Raw genomic sequence first — 16,498 nt, forward strand, 5'->3', positions numbered from 1 at the left:
CCTGATCCGAGGATTCGCTCACGGGGTCGACGCCCCGCCGGTTCCGCGCAGGTGGTCGGATGCCGTCCCCGCCCGGTTCCCGCGGATTCCCGGCGGATCTTCCGACGGTCTCCGGGGTTCAGCCCTTCTCGGGGACCACGGGGTAGGGGACGAAGGTGCTGCTGTTCTCGTCGACGGCCAGGGCGCGGCCGAGCGGCGGGACCGCCCGCTGGGGGCAGTCGAGCCGTTCGCACAGGCGGCAGCCCATGCCGATGGGCGTGGCGGCGGAGACGTTGTCGAGGTCGAGGCCGTCGGAGTAGACCAGTCGGGAGGCGTGCCGGATCTCGCAGCCGAGGCCGATCGCGAAGGTCTTGCCGGGTTCGCCCCAGCCGCCGCGGTGTCGGGTCACGGCGCGCGCGGTCCACAGGTACCGCTGCCCGTCGGGCATGGCGGCGACCTGGACGTGGATGCGGCCGGGCGCGACGAAGGCCTCGTAGACGTTCCACAGCGGGCAGGTGCCGCCCGCGCGGGAGAAGTGGAATCCGGTGGCGGACTGCCGCTTGGACATGTTCCCCGCCCGGTCGACCCGTACGAAGGAGAAGGGAACCCCGCGCAGCCTGGGGCGTTGGAGGGTGCTGAGGCGGTGGCAGACGGTCTCGTAGCCGAGACCGAAGTGGTCGGTGAGCCGCTCGATGTCGTACCGGAACTCCTCGGCGGCTGTGTGGAAGGCGCCGTACGGGAGGATCAGCGCGGCCGCGAAGTAGTTCGCGATGCCGATCCGGGCCAGGCCGTGGGCGGGGGACTCCTGAGGGAAGTCCTCGGCCGCCAGCCGGTCCAGTTCCGCGCCGTACTCCAGCAGGGCGAGCTGGGTGGCCATCCGGAACGCCTGCTGGCCCGGCCGCAGTCGCCCGGACAGGTGCAGGACCCGCGCCTGCGCGTCGAAGTGGTGGAGGCGCTCGGATCCGGCCGCGAGCCGGATCCCGTGCCGGCCGGCGAGGCGGTCCGACAGCACGCGGAGCACGTCGCCTTGCCGGACGCCGATCTCCCGGGCCAGGCCCTCGGCGGCCAGGTCGGTGTCGTGGAGGTAGTTCTGCCTCCGGTAGAAGAACTCGCGGATCTCCTCGTGGGGCGAGCGCGGCGCCGCGCCGCCGGCGCCGTCCCTGCCGTCCGCCGTCTCCGCGAGCCGCTCCGCGAGGAGTTGGCTGCGCCGGCCCAGGTCCAGCAGCACGGACGCGACGGCCGGCATCCGCTGGGCCAGCTCGGCCAGGTCGGAGGGGGAGACGCGGGCCTCGGCGACCTCCCCGGCGAGGGCCTCGCGCAGGTCGGCCACGAGCCGGCCGGTGTCGCGCTCGGAGAAGAAGCCGGGGTCGACGCCGAAGGCCTCGGTCAGCCGGAGCAGCACCGGGACGGTGAGCGGGCGCGAGTCGTGCTCCATCTGGTTGAGGTAGCTGGGCGAGATGGCGAGGACCCTGGCCAGTTCCGCCTGGCTCATCCGGCGCTCCTCGCGCAGCCGCCGCAGGCGCGCCCCCGCGTACGTCTTGCCCACCCGCAGTCCTCCCCTGGTGCGGCCCCTCGGCCGGGCTCCAGACTACGCCCGATCGTGCTGCCGTCGACCTTTGCAAACGTGGCAAAAGGGGGCCGGAAGATTCGCAGAACTTGGCAAACGGCACTCCTTGATGGCACTGGGTGCCAGTGCCAGAGTCGTCCTGCGGCCCGCCGGACCCCGGCGGTCGAGACGGACGGTCGGGACACGATTCACGCCCTGATGTCGGAGATCCCGGCAGTCCGGACGTGACCGCCCGGCGCATTGCTCAGCTCCACCCACGGTGGGGTCCGGCGGCCGCGACCCAAGATCCAGGCACACAGTGCCCATGCTCTGCCGCGCCCGGCAACAGCATTGGCAGATCAAGCGACTCACGGAGACGGTGACGGTCATGGCAGAGGCGAAGGCGACCACGGCAGCGGCACAGCAGCTCGAGCAGCGCTGGGCCCGCGACCCGCGATGGGCGGGCATCGAGCGCACCTACACGGCCGAGGACGTGGTGCGGCTCTCCGGCAGCGTCCGGGAGGAGCACACCCTGGCCCGGCGCGGCGCCGAGCGGCTGTGGCGCCAGCTCCACGAGCTGGACTACGTCCACGCCCTCGGCGCGCTGACCGGCGGACAGGCCGTGCAGCAGGTCCGTGCGGGCCTCCAGGCGATCTACCTCTCCGGCTGGCAGGTGGCCGCCGACGCCAACCAGGCCGGCCACACCTACCCCGACCAGAGCCTGTACCCGGTCAACTCCGTCCCGCAGGTGGTGCGCCGCATCAACAACGCCCTGCTGCGCGCCGACCAGATCGCCACCGCGGAGGGCGGCAGCGACACGACGGACTGGCTGGCGCCGATCGTCGCGGACGCCGAGGCCGGCTTCGGCGGCCCGCTCAACGCCTTCGAGCTGACCAAGGCGATGATCGCTGCGGGCGCGGCCGGCATCCACTACGAGGACCAGCTCGCCTCCGAGAAGAAGTGCGGCCACCTCGGCGGCAAGGTCCTCGTTCCGACCTCGCAGCACGTCCGCACCCTCAACGCGGCCCGACTCGCCGCCGACATCGCGGACACCCCGACCCTGGTCATCGCCCGGACGGACGCGCTGGCCGCCAACCTGCTGACGAGCGACGTCGACGAGCGGGACGCGCGCTTCGCCACCGGGGAGCGCACGGCGGAGGGCTTCTACCGGGTCGAGAACGGCATGGCCCCCGTCATCGCCCGCGGCCTCGCCTACGCCCCGTACGCCGACCTCATCTGGGTGGAGACCGGCACCCCGGACCTCGCCCAGGCCCGCGAGTTCGCCGAGGCCCTCCACGCGGAGTTCCCCGGGAAGATGCTGGCCTACAACTGCTCGCCCTCCTTCAACTGGAAGGCCGCCCTCGACGACGACCAGATCGCCAAGTTCCAGCGCGAACTCGGCGCCATGGGCTACAAGTTCCAGTTCATCACCCTGGCCGGCTTCCACTCCCTCAACCACGGCATGTTCGACCTGGCCCGCGGCTACGCCGACCACGGCATGACGGCCTACGTCGACCTCCAGGAGCGCGAGTTCGCCGCCCAGCAGCACGGGTTCACCGCGGTCAAGCACCAGCGGGAGGTCGGCACCGGCTACTTCGACCTGGTCTCCACCGCCGTCAACCCCGCCTCCTCCACCACCGCCCTCGCCGGCTCCACCGAGGAGGAGCAGTTCCACTAGCCGGTCCCGGGAGCCGGAAGACCCCCGGCTCCCGCTCCCGGCTCCCCGCTGCGGCCCCCGGCCCCGCGCTCCCCGTCCTCCGCTCCCGTCCCGCCTCCGTCAGGAGACCGCATGTCCACCACCGCAACCACGCACCGGGTCCTGGTCCTCGCGGCACCGGGCGAACGCCACGGCGAGATCCTCACCCCCGAGGCCCTGGAGTTCATCGGCCGGCTCGACGCGGCCTTCGAGCCCCGCCGGCTGGAGATCCTCAAGGAGCGGCGCCGCCGGAAGGACCGCCTGGTCTCGGGCACCCCGCTGGACTTCTCGATCGCCACGGCCGCCGTCCGGGCCGACCCCGACTGGCGGGTGGCGCCCCCGGCCCCCGGCCTGACCGACCGCCGCGTCGAGATCACCGGCCCGCCCGACCGGCGGATGACGGTCAACGCGCTCAACTCCGGCGCCCGCGTCTGGATGGCCGACTTCGAGGACGCCACCGCACCCACCTGGGACAACGTCGTCGGCGGCCAGCTCAACCTGCTCGACGCGATCGAGCGGCGCATCGACTTCACCACCGGGGACGGCAAGTCATACCGCCTCGGCACGGACCTGGCGACCATCATGGTCCGCCCCCGCGGCTGGCACCTGCTGGAGGAGCACCTGCGGGTGGGGGGCCGCCCGGTCTCCGCCTCGCTGGTCGACTTCGGCCTCTACTTCTTCCACTGCGCGCAGCGGCAGATCGACGCCGGCCACGGCCCGTACTTCTACCTCCCCAAGCTGGAGAACGCGCTGGAGGCCAGGCTCTGGAACGACGTCTTCGTCCTCGCCCAGGAGCTCCTCGGCATTGCGCGCGGCACCGTGCGCGCCACGGTCCTCATCGAGACGATCACCGCCGCTTTCGAGATGGAGGAGATCCTCCACGCCCTGCGCGAGCACAGCGCCGGGCTCAACGCCGGGCGTTGGGACTACCTCTTCAGCCTGATCAAGACCTTCGGCCACCGCACCGACTTCCAGCTCCCCGACCGCGCGAAGGTCACCATGACCGCCCCCTTCATGCGGGCCTACACCGAACTGCTCGTCAGGACCTGCCACAAGCGCGGCGCCCACGCCATCGGCGGCATGGCCGCCCACGTCCCCAGCAAGGATCCCGAGGCCAACGGGGCGGCCCTGGCGAAGGTGCGGCTGGACAAGGAACGGGAGGCCGAGGACGGCTTCGACGGCTCCTGGGTCGCCCACCCCGGCCTGGTCCCCGTCTGCCGGCAGGTCTTCGACCTCGTGCTCGGCGACCGCCCGCACCAGCTCGACCGTACCCGCGACGACGTCGACGTCGCCGCCGCGGACCTGCTCGCGGTCCGCCGGATCGGCGGCCCGCCCACCCCGGAGGGCGTCCGCGCCAACGTCACCGTCGCCCTGCGGTACTTCGAGGCCTGGCTGCGCGGTCACGGGGCCGTGGCCCTGCACGGGCTGATGGAGGACGCCGCCACCGCCGAGATCGCCCGGGTCCAGCTGTGGCAGTGGCTGCGCCACCGCACCGTGGCCCGTGAGGACCTGCTCGCCGTCCTCGACCAGGAGTGCGCCGCGTTCGCCGCGGAGCAGCCGGGCGCCCTGGTGCCGCAGGCCCGGGCCGTCCTGGAGCGGACCGCTCTCGAACGGGACCTGCCGCCCTTCTTCACCTCCGACGCCTACAGCCGTCACCTGGTCCGCCGGGCGGGGGCGGCGTCGTGACCGCCCCGATCCGCCGGGTCGGCATCGTGGGGGGCGGGCAGATGGGCGCCGGCATCGCCGAGGTCTGCGCCCGCGCCGGTCTCGACACCGTCGTCTGCGAGGCAGACGCCACCACCGCCCTGGCGGCCCGCGAACGGGTCGCCGTGTCCCTCGAACGAGCCGTCCAGCGCGGCAAACTGGACCGGATCTCCGCCGAGGACGCCCTCGCGAGGCTCGTCTTCTCCGGCAGCCTCGACGAACTCGGCGACCGGCAGCTGGTCATCGAGGCCGTCACGGAGAACGCCGGGGTCAAGACGGAGACCTTCGCGGCCCTCGACAAGATCGTCGAAGATCCGGCGGCGGTCCTCGCCACCAACACCTCCTCCCTGCCGGTCATGCGCCTGGGCATGGCCACGGGCCGCGCCGACCGGGTCGTGGGACTGCACTTCTTCAATCCCGTCCCCGTGCTCCCCCTCGTGGAGGTCGTCTCCTCGCTCCACACCTCCCGGGAGACCGTCGAGGCGGTGGAGGCCTTCGCCCGCGACGCACTGGGCAAGACCGTCGTCCATTCCACCGACCGGGCCGGCTTCGTCGTCAACGCCCTGCTGGTCCCGTACCTCCTCTCGGCGATCCGCATGACCGAGTCCGGCTTCGCCACCGCGCCCGACGTCGACGCGGGCATGGAACTGGGCTGCGCCCACCCGATGGGACCGCTCAGGCTCGCCGACCTGATCGGCCTGGACACCGTCGCCGCCATCGCGGAATCCCTCTACGACGAGTTCAAGGAACCCCTCTACGCCCCGCCCCCGCTGCTGTCGCGGATGGTGCAGGCGGGACTGCTGGGCCGCAAGAGCGGCCGCGGGTTCCACACGTACGACCAGGGCCGATGAGGGACCCTGGTCCGCCGCCGGGCTGAGGGGCCCGGCAGCGTGCGGTGAGCGGGGGTGCGGCGCAGTGGTGTCCGCCGCACCCCACGGCGCTTCCGCCCGGCGCCCGCGGCCCGCGCGGCCGGCCGGTGGGCCTCAGCCGGCGGGGGTGTCCACCGGGTAGGGGACGTACGTGCGGCGGTCGGGGTCGACGGAGGCGGCCGCCCGCCTTCCGTCCTGCCGCCGCCCGCGGGAGCGACAGGCCAGCGAACATACCATCCGCAGAATCCGCAGAATTTCACAGATCCACACGCCGGCGCTGTACGGATTCCGCAGCGTGGAGCGGTGGTCCGACGTGTTGCGCACGGGCAGGCTCGGTACAGATTCCTACGCATCGCCACCGCCCGCACCACGAGGAGTTCGATGATCGAGCACCACGTCCGTGTGCACCCCAGCGCCGCCCGGCTGCCCCGCGAGGAACAGCTCGCCTGGAAGCTCGCCACCGTCGCCACCGGTACCCAGGAGGCCCCGGCCCTCGACCCCGAGGCGGCCGCGACGGCCGTCAACCGGATCACCGACAACGCCTCGGTCGCCGTCACCTCACTGCTGCGTCCGCACCGCCGGGCCTTCGGCGCACGCGCGGTCATCACCCTGAGGGACGGCTCGGTGGTCGAGGACGAGCTGGCCGTCGCCGACGCCCACCCGGCCGGCGCCGCCCGGTTCGACCGGTCCGGCTACACGGCCAAGTTCCGCACCCTCACCGAAGGCGTGGTCGGCACCGCGGAGGCGGACCGCTTCCTGGAGACGGCGACCCGGCTCGCTGACCTGGACGCCGCCGGCCTGGACGGCCTCTTCCCCGCCGTGGACACCGCGGCGGTCGCCGCGTACGACGCCACCCTCCCGAAGGGCCTGTTCTGATGCTGCACACCCGCACCACGCCGGGGGACCGGCGGCGCACCTTCCGGGAGGCGCTCGCCTCGGGACGCCTGCTGCGGATCCCCGGCGCCGTGAACCCGTACTCGGCCCGGCTGATCCAGGACGCCGGCTTCGACGCCGTCTACCTCTCCGGCGCCGTCCTCGCCGCGGACCTGGGCCTGCCCGACATCGGCCTCACCACCGCGACGGAGATCGCGGACCGGGCCCGGCAGATCACCCGCGTCACCGACCTGCCCGCGCTCGTCGACGCCGACACCGGTTTCGGCGAGCCGATGAACGCCGCCCGCACCCTCCAGCTGATGGAGGACGCCGGCCTGGCCGGACTCCACCTGGAGGACCAGGTCAACCCCAAGCGCTGCGGCCACCTCGACGGCAAGCGCGTCGTGCCGCGCGAGGAGATGACCCGCCGCCTGCGCGCCGCCGTGGACGCCCGCCGGGACCCCGACTTCCTGCTGATGGCCCGCACCGACGCGCGCGTTGTGGAAGGGCTCGACGCCGCGATCGGACGGGCCAAGGCGTACGTGGACGCCGGGGCCGACGCGATCTTTCCCGAAGCCCTCGCCGACGAGGCCGAGTTCGAGGCGTTCCGCAACGCGGTCGACGTACCCCTGCTCGCCAACATGACCGAGTTCGGCAAGGGCCCCCTCCTGGACACCCGCACCCTGGAGGACCTCGGCTACAACATCGCCCTCTACCCGGTCACCCTCTTCCGGCTGGCCATGGGCGCCGTCGAGGACGGCCTGCGCACCCTCGCCGCCGAAGGCACCCAGGAACCGCTGCTGGAGCGGATGCAGAGCCGCTCACGACTGTACGAGGTACTCGGCTACGAGCAGTACGCGGCCTTCGACTCGGCCGTCTTCGACTTCACCCTCCCGCCCGGGACCTGACCCACCGGAGGCCCGACGTGACCCGTACCGCCCCCGACATCCCCGCGTTCACGCCGATCTTCGTGATGAGCCGGGTCACGGGCTGGACCGCCCACATCACCGAACAGCTCGCCCGCAACGCCCTGATCCGCCCGCTGGCCTCGTACGACGGGCCCCGCCGGCGCCCGGTCCCGGTGCCGCCGGCCTGCTGAGCGGAGCCCGGCCGCACGCGGGCGGCGGCGCGACGGGGGAGCGGGCGCTCAGGGGCGCGCGGTCAGGTACCCGCCCATGGAGGTGAAGTACTCGGCCGCCGGCAGCTCGCGGCCGTCCTCGGTCCGCACCCGGGTGATGGCCAGTCCGTGGCTGCGGCCGTAGCGGGCGTCGGCGCCCGCGACGATCACCACGCCGTCGCCCTCGCGGTAGAAGACGCGGCCGGGCGTGCCGCCGTAGCGTCCCTCCGACACGAACGCGGCCAGCACCTCGATCCGCCTGCCCCGGTGGAAGGTGAAGGCGCTGGGGTACGGCTCGGACTGGGCGCGGACCAGGCGGTCAAGCTCCTGCGCGGACCAGGTCCAGTCGATGCGGCTGTCCTCGACGGAGCGCTTGTGGAAGAAGCTGGCCTGCGAGCGGTCCTGGCGGACGAACTCCCGCTGCCCGGAGGCGATGAGGTCGAGCGCGCCGACCGTGACCGGCGCGATGAGGTCGACGGTGCGGTGGAAGAGGTCGGTCGCGGTGTCCTTCGGCCCCACCGGTACGGCCTCCTGCCGCACGATGTCGCCGGCGTCGAGCTCGTCGTTCATCATGTGCGCGGTGACGCCCACTTCGGTCTCGCCGTTGATCAGCGCCCAGATCAGGGGCGAGAAGCCGGCGTACTTCGGCAGCAGCGAGTCGTGCACGTTCAGGGTGCCGTGGCGCGGGAGGTTGAAGACGCGCGGGGGGAGCCAGGTCCGCCAGTTGTTGGCCACGATGATGTCGGGGTCGGCCTCCTTGAGGCGCGCCAACAGCTCGTCGTCGTCGGGGCGGTTGCGGAGCAGGACCGGTACCCCGTGCTCCTCGGCGAGGTCGGCGACGGAGTCGCTCCAGATCTTCTCGTAGACGTGCTCGCTCTTGGGGTGCGTCACGACCAGGACCACGTCGTGCTCGGAGTCCAGGAGGGCTTGCAGGGTGCGGTGCCCCCAGGTCTGGTAACCGAACATGACGACCCGCATGGGGTTCCTCCTCATCGCAGGGGGTTGGTCATGTCGAGTAAAGCAAGGCTTGCCTAAGCGTGCAATGGCCCGTATTTGCAGGGCAGTTGAAGATCACCCGGAAGGGTGACCGTCCGTTTTGTCTATCGACAGTGCCCTCGTAATGAGCTTAGCCTTGCCTAAGTCTCATGGTCGTGGGTTCGTCGGCATGCCCGCATTCCGGGCCCGGCGTCGCCCGACCGACGGCCGCGCGTCCCCACGGTGCGGCGGCCGCCCTCGCAGGATGGGAGTGACATGGCACAGGTTCGTCCTGGCGAAGCCCCGGTGGTCCACGATCTCATTGGAATCGGCTTCGGGCCGTCCAACGTGGCCATGGCGATCGCGGTCAGCGAGCACAACTTACGCGTCGGCGGACGGGAAGCGATCAACGCCCACTTCTTCGAACAGCAGCCACGCTTCGGCTGGCACCGCGGGATGCTCATCGACGACGCGACGATGCAGGTCAGCTTCCTCAAGGACCTGGTGACGCTGCGGAACCCGGCGAGCGAGTTCAGCTTCCTGTGCTACCTCAAGAGCAAGGGGCGGTTGATCGACTTCATCAACCACAAGAACCTCTTCCCGCTGCGCGTCGAGTTCCACGACTACTTCGAATGGGCCGCGGACAAGGTCGACGGCATGGCCTCCTACGGCCACGAGGTCGTCGGGGTCACGCCCGTCGCCCGCGACGGAGTGGTGGAGCACCTGGACGTCACCGTCCGCTCCGGGGAGGGGCTCGCCCTCCACCGGGCCCGCAACGTCGTCATAGGCACGGGCCTGCGCCCCTTCATGCCGGACGGAGTGGAGCGAACCGACCGCGTCTGGCACAACTCCGACCTGCTGACGAAGGTCGACGGCCTGGACGCCGCCGCCCCCTCGCGCTTCGTCGTCGTCGGCGCCGGGCAGAGCGCCGCAGAGAACGTCGCCTACCTGCACCGCCGCTTCCCCGGCGCCGAGGTGTGCGCCGTCTTCTCCCGCTACGGGTACAGCCCCGCCGACGACAGCGGCTTCGCCAACCGGATCTTCGACCCGGACGCCGTGGGAGAGTTCTTCGCCGCTCCGGAGGACGTCAAGCGCCGGCTCATGGACTACCACGGCAACACCAACTACTCCGTGGTCGACATCGACCTGATCGACGACCTGTACCGGCAGATGTACCAGGAGAAGGTCCTGGGCACCGAGCGGCTCCGCTTCCTCAACGTCTCCCGGCTGACGAACGTCCGGGAGAGCCCGGAGGGCGTCCACGCGACCGTGCAGTCCCTCGTCACCGGTGAGGAGACCCGGCTGGACGCGGACGTCGTGGTCTTCGCGACCGGGTACCGCCCCGCCGACCCGCTCGGCCTGCTCGGCGAGGCGGCCGAGCGGTGCCTGCGCGACGAGGCGGGCCGCCTCCGGGTCGAGCGCGACTACCGCATCGCGACCGACTCCGCGCTGCGCTGCGGCATCTACGTGCAGGGCGGGACGGAACACACGCACGGCATCACCTCGTCCCTGCTGTCCAACACCGCCGTCAGGGTCGGCGAGATCCTGGACTCGCTCCTCGGGCGCGGCCTCAAGTCCGGTTCCGACGAGGCCCGTACGGTCGCCGGGGGCACCGGCAGCGCCGCCGCCCGCTGACCGGCGCCGATTCCACTGACTCCAGTCCACCGGTGGACCGAAGGGATGACGTACGGCGACATGGGCACGATTGCAGTGGAACGCCCCGTGCCCCAGGGCACAACGCGGGCGCGCAAGAGGCGAGTTGTCGGTTCGGCCACGCTTCTGTTGATCCTCCTGACCGCGATGGTGGTGTCGTTGGGCGTCGGTGCGCGCGGGCTCAGCCCGTCCGAGGTCTGGTACGGGCTGTCGGCCGGGCCCGGCGGCGACCACCGGCTCACCGAGATCCGGCTCATCGTGCAGACCGTACGGGTCCCCCGCACGGTGCTCGCCACGGTGGCCGGAGTCGCGCTGGGGGTCGGCGGGGCGCTGATCCAGGGCTACACGCGCAACCCGATCGCCGACACCGGCCTGCTGGGTGTGAACGCGGGCGCCTCGTTCGCCGTGGTCTCGGTGATCGCCGTCTTCGGCTTCGCGAACCCGTTCCAGTACGTCTGGTTCGCCTTCGCCGGGGCGGCGGTCGCCGGCGTCCTGGTGTTCGGGCTGGCCAGCATCGGGCGCGGAGCCGGCAATCCGTTGACGCTGGCCCTGGCCGGACAGGGGGTCACCGTGTTCCTCGCGGCCATGACCACGGCGGTCGCACTGTCCGACAAGGCGTCGCTGAACGCGCTGCGCTTCTGGAACGCGGGCTCGGTGGCCGGCGTCGGATTCGGCGTCATCTGGCCGGTGACCGCCTTCATCGCGGCCGGGCTGCTGCTGGCGCTGGCCACACTGCCCGCCATCAACCTGCTCAACCTGGGCGACGACGTGGCCCGGGGCCTGGGAGTCAACATCGCCCTGCACCGGACCATCGGCATCATCGCCATCACCCTGCTCGCGGGGGCCGCGACGGCGGCATGCGGCTCCATCGCGTTCCTCGGACTCATGGTGGCCCACGTGGCCCGCTACCTGACCGGGCCGGACTACCGCTGGCTGGTGCCGTACGCGGGTCTCCTCGGCGCCATCGTCCTGCTGGTCTGCGACATCGCCGGGCGCCTGCTGGTGCGGCCGGGCGAGCTGGACGCGGGTGTCGTCGTGGCGCTCCTGGGCGCCCCCTTCTTCGCGGTCATGGTGTGGCGCGGGAAGTTCAAGAGCGCATGAACGGGGCCGACATGAACGTGACGGGCATGGACGCGACCGACGTGAACGTGCCCCGGGTGAAGCCGTCGGTGGCCCCCGGGGTGAGGCTCGGCCGGGTGTCGTTCGTCTGGCGGCCGTGGCTCGTCTGCGTCACGCTCCTGCTGGCTGCGGCGACGTTCCTCCTCTTCTGCCTGTCCATCGGCGTCGGGGACTTCCCCATCGGCCTGCCCCAGGTGGTCGCCACGATCCTGGGCCGGGGCGAGCAGGTCGACGAGTTCGTGGTCATGGACCTGCGGATGCCCCGGGCCCTGGCCGGATGCGTGGTGGGCGTCGCGCTGGGCATGTCCGGGGCGATCACCCAGTCCGTCGCGCGCAACCCGCTGGCCAGCCCGGACATCCTCGGGATCACCTGGGGCGCCGGCGCGGTCGCGGTGTTCCTGGTGACGGTGTCGGGCGGGACCGCCACCGCCGTCGTCAACTCCGTGGGGCTGTCCGGGGCCGCCCTTGCGGGTGGTCTCGGCACCGGGCTCCTCGTCTACGTCCTGGCATGGCGCCGCGGGATCGACGGCTTCCGGCTCATCCTCATCGGCCTCTCCGTGAGCGCGGTGATGGAGGCCGTCACGACCTGGCTGCTGGTGACCGCCGACATCAGGGACGTGGCCCGGGCGCAGGCCTGGCTGATCGGCTCGCTGGACAACCGCTCCTGGGACGACGTACGGGTGGCGCTCTGGTGCACGCTCGTCCTGTCGGTCGTCGTGGCGTGCTTCGCGTTCCAGTTCAAGCCGCTGCACCTCGGCGACGACGTGGCCGCGGGCCTGGGCGTGCGCTACACGGTGGTGCGCGCCGTGCTGCTGCTGTGCGCGGTGCTGCTGGCCGGGGTCGCGGTGAGCGCGGCCGGGCCGGTCTCCTTCGTCGCGCTGGTGGCGCCGCAGGTGGCGATGCGCCTGACGAGGTGCCCGACCCCGCCGATGGCCGCCTCGGGCATGACCGGGGCCCTGCTGCTGATCGGCGCGGACCTGGTCGCGCGCACGGCGCTGCCGATCACCCTGCCCGTCGGCGTGGTCACCGCAGCGATCGGCGGCCCCTTCCTCGTCTACCTCCTGGTGCGGGCCAATCTTCGTTGATCGACACATGTTCGGGCAGGCATGAACCAAGGGGGAACCGTGGCCACTCAGCACGTCACCGGGAGCGCGGCCGGGGGCGGGGACACCGCACGGCTGGCCGCCAGAGGAATCACGGTCGGGTACGGGGGCCGGGTCGTCATCGACGACCTCGACGTGGCCGTCCCGCCGCGGGTGATCACCACGATCATCGGCTCCAACGGCTGCGGGAAGTCGACCCTGCTGCGGACGCTGTCGCGGCTGCTCAAGCCGACCAAGGGGTCCGTCGTCCTCGACGGAGACGACATCGCCAGGCTCAGGACCCGGGACGTGGCCAAGAAGCTCGGCCTGCTGCCGCAGGCCCCGGTGGCCCCGGAGGGGCTCACGGTGGCCGACCTGGTCGCCAGGGGCCGGCATCCGCACCAGAGCTGGCTGCGGCAGTGGTCCTCGGACGACGCCGCTGTCGTGGAGCGCGCGCTGGCCATGACCGGGGTGTCCGACCTGGCCGACCGCCCCGTCGACGCGCTGTCCGGCGGCCAGCGCCAGCGCGTGTGGATCTCCATGACCCTGGCCCAGGGCACCGACCTGCTGCTGCTCGACGAGCCGACCACGTACCTGGACCTGGCGCACGCCATCGACGTGCTCGATCTGGTGGACGACCTCCACGAGTCAGGGTGCACGGTGGTCCTGGTGCTGCACGACCTGAATCTGGCCATCCGTTACAGCGACAACCTCATCGTGATGAAGGCGGGATCGATCCTGGCGCAGGGGCACCCGCGCGACGTCATCACCGCAGATCTGCTGCACGAAGCCTTCGGACTGCGTGCCAAGGTGATCGAGGACCCGGTGGGGGACAGGCCCCTCATCGTGCCCATCGGCCGTGCCCACGTGCGGCCGGAACAGATGGACAAAGATACGGTTGAAGTAAGGCTAGGCTAGCCTCACTTGATGGCGATACTGTGTGCCTGCCCTCGGCCGGGGGTGCAATGGACAGCACGAAAGCAAGGGATTGCGGATGCTTCTCCATCGAACGACAGTCACGAACCCCTGGGCGCGGGTCGCGACGGCGGTGTCCGCCACCGCGCTCGGGGTGGGCCTCCTGGCCGGATGCGGATCCGACACGGCGGACCCGGCCGACAAGAAGAGCGGTGACGCCCCGGCCGCCGCGGCCGGCACCTTCCCGGTCACCGTGGAGCACGCCTTCGGATCCACGAAGATCGACAAGGCCCCCCAGCGGGTCGTCTCCGTCGGCTACACCGACGACCAGGCCATCCTCGCCTTCGGCATCAAGCCGGTGGGCATGGTCGACCAGTACCCCAACCCGCCCGGCACGAGTCCCGACATCAACACCCAGTGGCCCTGGACGAAGGACAAGTGGGGCGACGCCCGCCCCGAGGTCGTCATGAACAACGGCGACGCCGGCCCGAACTACGAGAAGATCGCCGCCCTGCGGCCGGACCTGATCATCGCGGTCTACTCCGAGATCGACCAGGCCGCCTACGACAAGCTCACCAAGATCGCACCGACGGTGGGCCGGACCAAGGCCGAGAAGGAGCCGTTCAGCGCCCCCTGGCAGGACAACGCCGTCCACATCGCCAAGGCCCTGGGCCAGGAGGCCAAGGGCACCGAACTGGTCAAGGGCATCCAGGACAAGCTCGACGCGGCCAAGAAGGCGCACCCCGACTTCGCGAACCAGACCGCCGTCGCGCTGTCCTGGTACAAGGACTCGGTGGCCCCCTTCACCACTACCGACGTGCGCGGCCGGCTGGTGACGGGCATCGGCTACAAGGGCCAGACCGAGATCGACAAGATCGCCGACGGCAAGTTCTACACCACGCTCTCCCCGGAGCGCATGGACCTCGTCGACGTCGACCGCATCTTCGTCATCGCCGACAAGGCCGACCAGGAGGCGCTGAAGAAGTTCGAACTCTTCACCAACCTGAACGCGGTCAAGAACGGCAAGGTCTCCTACCTCCTGGACAGCGAGGGCCCGGCCGTCGGCGCGGCCATGTCCCAGGGCACCCTGCTCTCCCTGCCCTACGCGATCGACGAACTCGTCAAGTCGGCCGGCTGAGTGTGAGCGCCACGGACACGCTCGTCGCCCCGGCCACCCTGCGCACCACGACCGGACGCGAGGCCACCCGCTGGGTGGTCGCGCACTGCCGGGAGGTGCCCTGGCTGACGGCCGCCACCGCCCTGACGACGGTGGCCGGGGCGGCGCTCCAGGTACTCCCGCTGCTCCTGCTCGGCCGGGTCGTCGACGGGGTGGTCGCGGGCGGACCGCGCTCGATCCTCGTCACCACGGGCGTGTTGATGGTGGCCGCCGCGCTCCTCGGCGCGGCGGCCACCGCCCTGTCCACCTACCTGGTCGGGCGGCTCGGCGCGGACCTCCTCGCCCGGCTGCGCGAGGGCGCCGTCCGGGCGGTGCTGGGGATGCCGAGCGCCCGGATCGAACAGGTCGGCCGGGGAGACGTGCTGTCCCGCGTCGGCGACGACGTCGCCGTGCTGTCCAGGGGCATCCGCACGGCCGTCCCCACCGTGTTCTCGGCCGGCGTGCTGGTCGTCATCGCCACGCTCGGCATGTTCGGCCTCGACTGGCGGCTCGGCCTCGCGGGAGCCTGCGCGCTGCCCGCGTACGCGCTCGCCCTGCGCTGGTACCTGCCCCGCTCCGCCCCGCTGTACAAGCAGCAGCGGGCCGTCCAGGCCGACCGTGCACAGGCGCTGATCAGCGGACTCAACGGGATCGACACGGTCCGCGCCTACCGCCTGGAAGGCGCCGTCCGCGAGAAGGTCACCACCGAGTCGTGGCGGGTCCGCGAACTCGGCATCGAGGTGTTCCGGCTCTTCGGCCGGTTCGTCGGCCGTGAGAACCGCGCCGAGTTCATCGGACTCGTCCTCATCATCGTGGTGGGCTACGCCCTGCTGGAGGCCGACGCCGCCACCCTCGGCGAGGTCTCCGCCGCCCCGCTGCTCTTCCACCGGCTGTTCACCCCGCTGGGCTCCATCATGTTCACCTTCGACGAGGCGCAGAAGTCGGGCGCGAGCCTGACCCGGCTGGTCGGGGTGCTCGGCGAGGACACCGAGGACCGCCTGGTCGGCGTTCCGGCCGACGCGCCGGCGGCAGACGTGCCGTACCCGGTGACCGTCAAGGGCCTCACCTTCAGCTATCCCGGCACCGAGCAGCCGGTTCTCCAGGACGTCGACCTGGCCATCCCCGCCGGCGGTTCGCTCGCCCTCGTAGGGGCGACGGGCGCCGGCAAATCGACGCTGGCCGCACTGATCGCGGGCATCGGGACCCCGCAGGCCGGATCGGTCCGCATCGGCGGGACCGACCTCGCCGGACTGGACGAGGCCGGCGCGCGCGCCCTGGTCAGCATCCTGACGCAGGAGACGCACGTGTTCTCCGGCCCGCTCGCCGACGACCTGCGGCTGGCCGCACCGGAGGCGACCGGCGCCGAGCTGGCGGACGCCCTGCGCACGGTCGGCGCCGAGAGCTGGGTGAACGCCCTGCCCGACGGTCTGCAGACCCTCGTCGGCGAGGGCGGCGAGCGCCTGGACGTCACCAAGGTGGCCCAGATCGCACTCGCCCGACTGGTACTCGCCCGCTCGCCCGTTGTGGTGCTCGACGAGTCCACGGCCGAGGCGGGCAGCGAGGGCGCGGCCGAGCTGGAGCGGGCCGTGCTCGCCGCGTGCGCCGGCCGCACGACCCTGTTCGTCGCGCACCGGCTGACCCAGGCCATGGCGGCGGACCGGATCGCCGTGCTCGACGCGGGCCGCGTCGTGGAGCACGGCACGCACGAGGAACTGGTGGCCCTGGGCGGCCGCTACGCGCAACTGTGGCGCGCATGGCGCGAGGGAAGTTAGGACACGGCCTGGGCCGGCCCCACCCGGAACCGGGTGGGGCGA

General features: G+C 71.9%; 12 protein-coding genes and 2 pseudogenes. 12 read left to right on the forward strand and 2 right to left on the reverse strand.

Annotation, left to right across the window (positions count from 1 at the left end; translation table 11 throughout):
* Window positions 1–118: 118 nt before the first annotated feature.
* Complete coding sequence (locus tag E6U81_RS00415) at window positions 119–1,525, reverse strand: short-chain fatty acyl-CoA regulator family protein (protein WP_136228014.1); 1,407 nt, start codon at window positions 1,523–1,525, stop codon at window positions 119–121.
* Window positions 1,526–1,913: 388 nt separating this feature from the next.
* On the opposite strand from E6U81_RS00415, the gene aceA reads away from it, so the two are divergent.
* The 6 genes and pseudogenes from aceA to E6U81_RS00445 form a co-directional block, all read left to right on the forward strand.
* Entirely contained in the window at window positions 1,914–3,203 is a 1,290-nt protein-coding gene (gene aceA, locus E6U81_RS00420) for an isocitrate lyase (RefSeq protein WP_136228015.1), read from the forward strand.
* A 111-nt stretch (window positions 3,204–3,314) separates the two neighbouring features.
* Entirely contained in the window at window positions 3,315–4,907 is a 1,593-nt protein-coding gene (aceB, locus tag E6U81_RS00425; RefSeq protein ID WP_136228016.1) for a malate synthase A, read from the forward strand.
* Window positions 4,904–5,776 (forward strand): 3-hydroxybutyryl-CoA dehydrogenase, encoded by an 873-nt coding sequence (locus E6U81_RS00430; protein WP_136228017.1) that lies wholly within the window; start codon window positions 4,904–4,906, stop codon window positions 5,774–5,776. The genes aceB and E6U81_RS00430 overlap by 4 nt, the downstream gene beginning before the upstream one ends.
* Before the next feature lie 588 nt (window positions 5,777–6,364).
* Window positions 6,365–6,670: pseudogene (locus E6U81_RS00435) on the forward strand (MmgE/PrpD family protein); the annotation flags it as partial.
* Window positions 6,670–7,575 (forward strand): methylisocitrate lyase, encoded by a 906-nt coding sequence (gene prpB / locus E6U81_RS00440; RefSeq protein ID WP_136228018.1) that lies wholly within the window; start codon window positions 6,670–6,672, stop codon window positions 7,573–7,575. The pseudogene E6U81_RS00435 and the gene prpB, both read left to right, overlap by 1 nt.
* Before the next feature lie 35 nt (window positions 7,576–7,610).
* Window positions 7,611–7,766, forward strand: a pseudogene (locus E6U81_RS00445) (citrate/2-methylcitrate synthase); the annotation flags it as partial.
* A gap of 48 nt (window positions 7,767–7,814) precedes the next feature.
* On the opposite strand, the gene E6U81_RS00450 reads toward E6U81_RS00445, so the two are convergent.
* The gene (locus E6U81_RS00450; protein ID WP_136228019.1) at window positions 7,815–8,762 is read right to left on the reverse strand and encodes a methionyl-tRNA formyltransferase; all 948 of its coding nucleotides are present in this window, start codon (window positions 8,760–8,762) and stop codon (window positions 7,815–7,817) included.
* A gap of 273 nt (window positions 8,763–9,035) precedes the next feature.
* On the opposite strand from E6U81_RS00450, the gene E6U81_RS00455 reads away from it, so the two are divergent.
* From E6U81_RS00455 to E6U81_RS00480, 6 genes are all read left to right on the forward strand, one after another.
* Window positions 9,036–10,394, forward strand: coding sequence for a lysine N(6)-hydroxylase/L-ornithine N(5)-oxygenase family protein (locus E6U81_RS00455; protein ID WP_136228020.1), 1,359 nt, complete (start codon window positions 9,036–9,038; stop codon window positions 10,392–10,394).
* Between the two features lie 60 nt (window positions 10,395–10,454).
* Window positions 10,455–11,513: an iron ABC transporter permease gene (locus tag E6U81_RS00460; protein WP_136228021.1), complete on the forward strand. Its 1,059-nt coding sequence runs from the start codon at window positions 10,455–10,457 to the stop codon at window positions 11,511–11,513.
* Entirely contained in the window at window positions 11,510–12,616 is a 1,107-nt protein-coding gene (locus E6U81_RS00465; protein ID WP_136228022.1) for an iron chelate uptake ABC transporter family permease subunit, read from the forward strand. The genes E6U81_RS00460 and E6U81_RS00465 overlap by 4 nt, the downstream gene beginning before the upstream one ends.
* Window positions 12,617–12,655: 39 nt before the next feature.
* Window positions 12,656–13,531 carry an ABC transporter ATP-binding protein gene (locus E6U81_RS00470; protein WP_136228023.1) on the forward strand — a complete coding sequence of 292 codons (876 nt, stop codon included), beginning with the start codon at window positions 12,656–12,658 and terminating at the stop codon, window positions 13,529–13,531.
* Window positions 13,532–13,607: 76 nt separating this feature from the next.
* The gene (locus E6U81_RS00475) at window positions 13,608–14,666 is read left to right on the forward strand and encodes an iron-siderophore ABC transporter substrate-binding protein (protein ID WP_136228024.1); all 1,059 of its coding nucleotides are present in this window, start codon (window positions 13,608–13,610) and stop codon (window positions 14,664–14,666) included.
* Window positions 14,667–14,668: 2 nt separating this feature from the next.
* Complete coding sequence (locus E6U81_RS00480; RefSeq protein ID WP_136228025.1) at window positions 14,669–16,456, forward strand: ABC transporter ATP-binding protein; 1,788 nt, start codon at window positions 14,669–14,671, stop codon at window positions 16,454–16,456.
* Window positions 16,457–16,498: the final 42 nt, after the last annotated feature.

Source organism: Streptomyces sp. A0592 (genome assembly GCF_004795115.1).
Classification (GTDB): domain Bacteria; phylum Actinomycetota; class Actinomycetes; order Streptomycetales; family Streptomycetaceae; genus Streptomyces; species Streptomyces erythrochromogenes.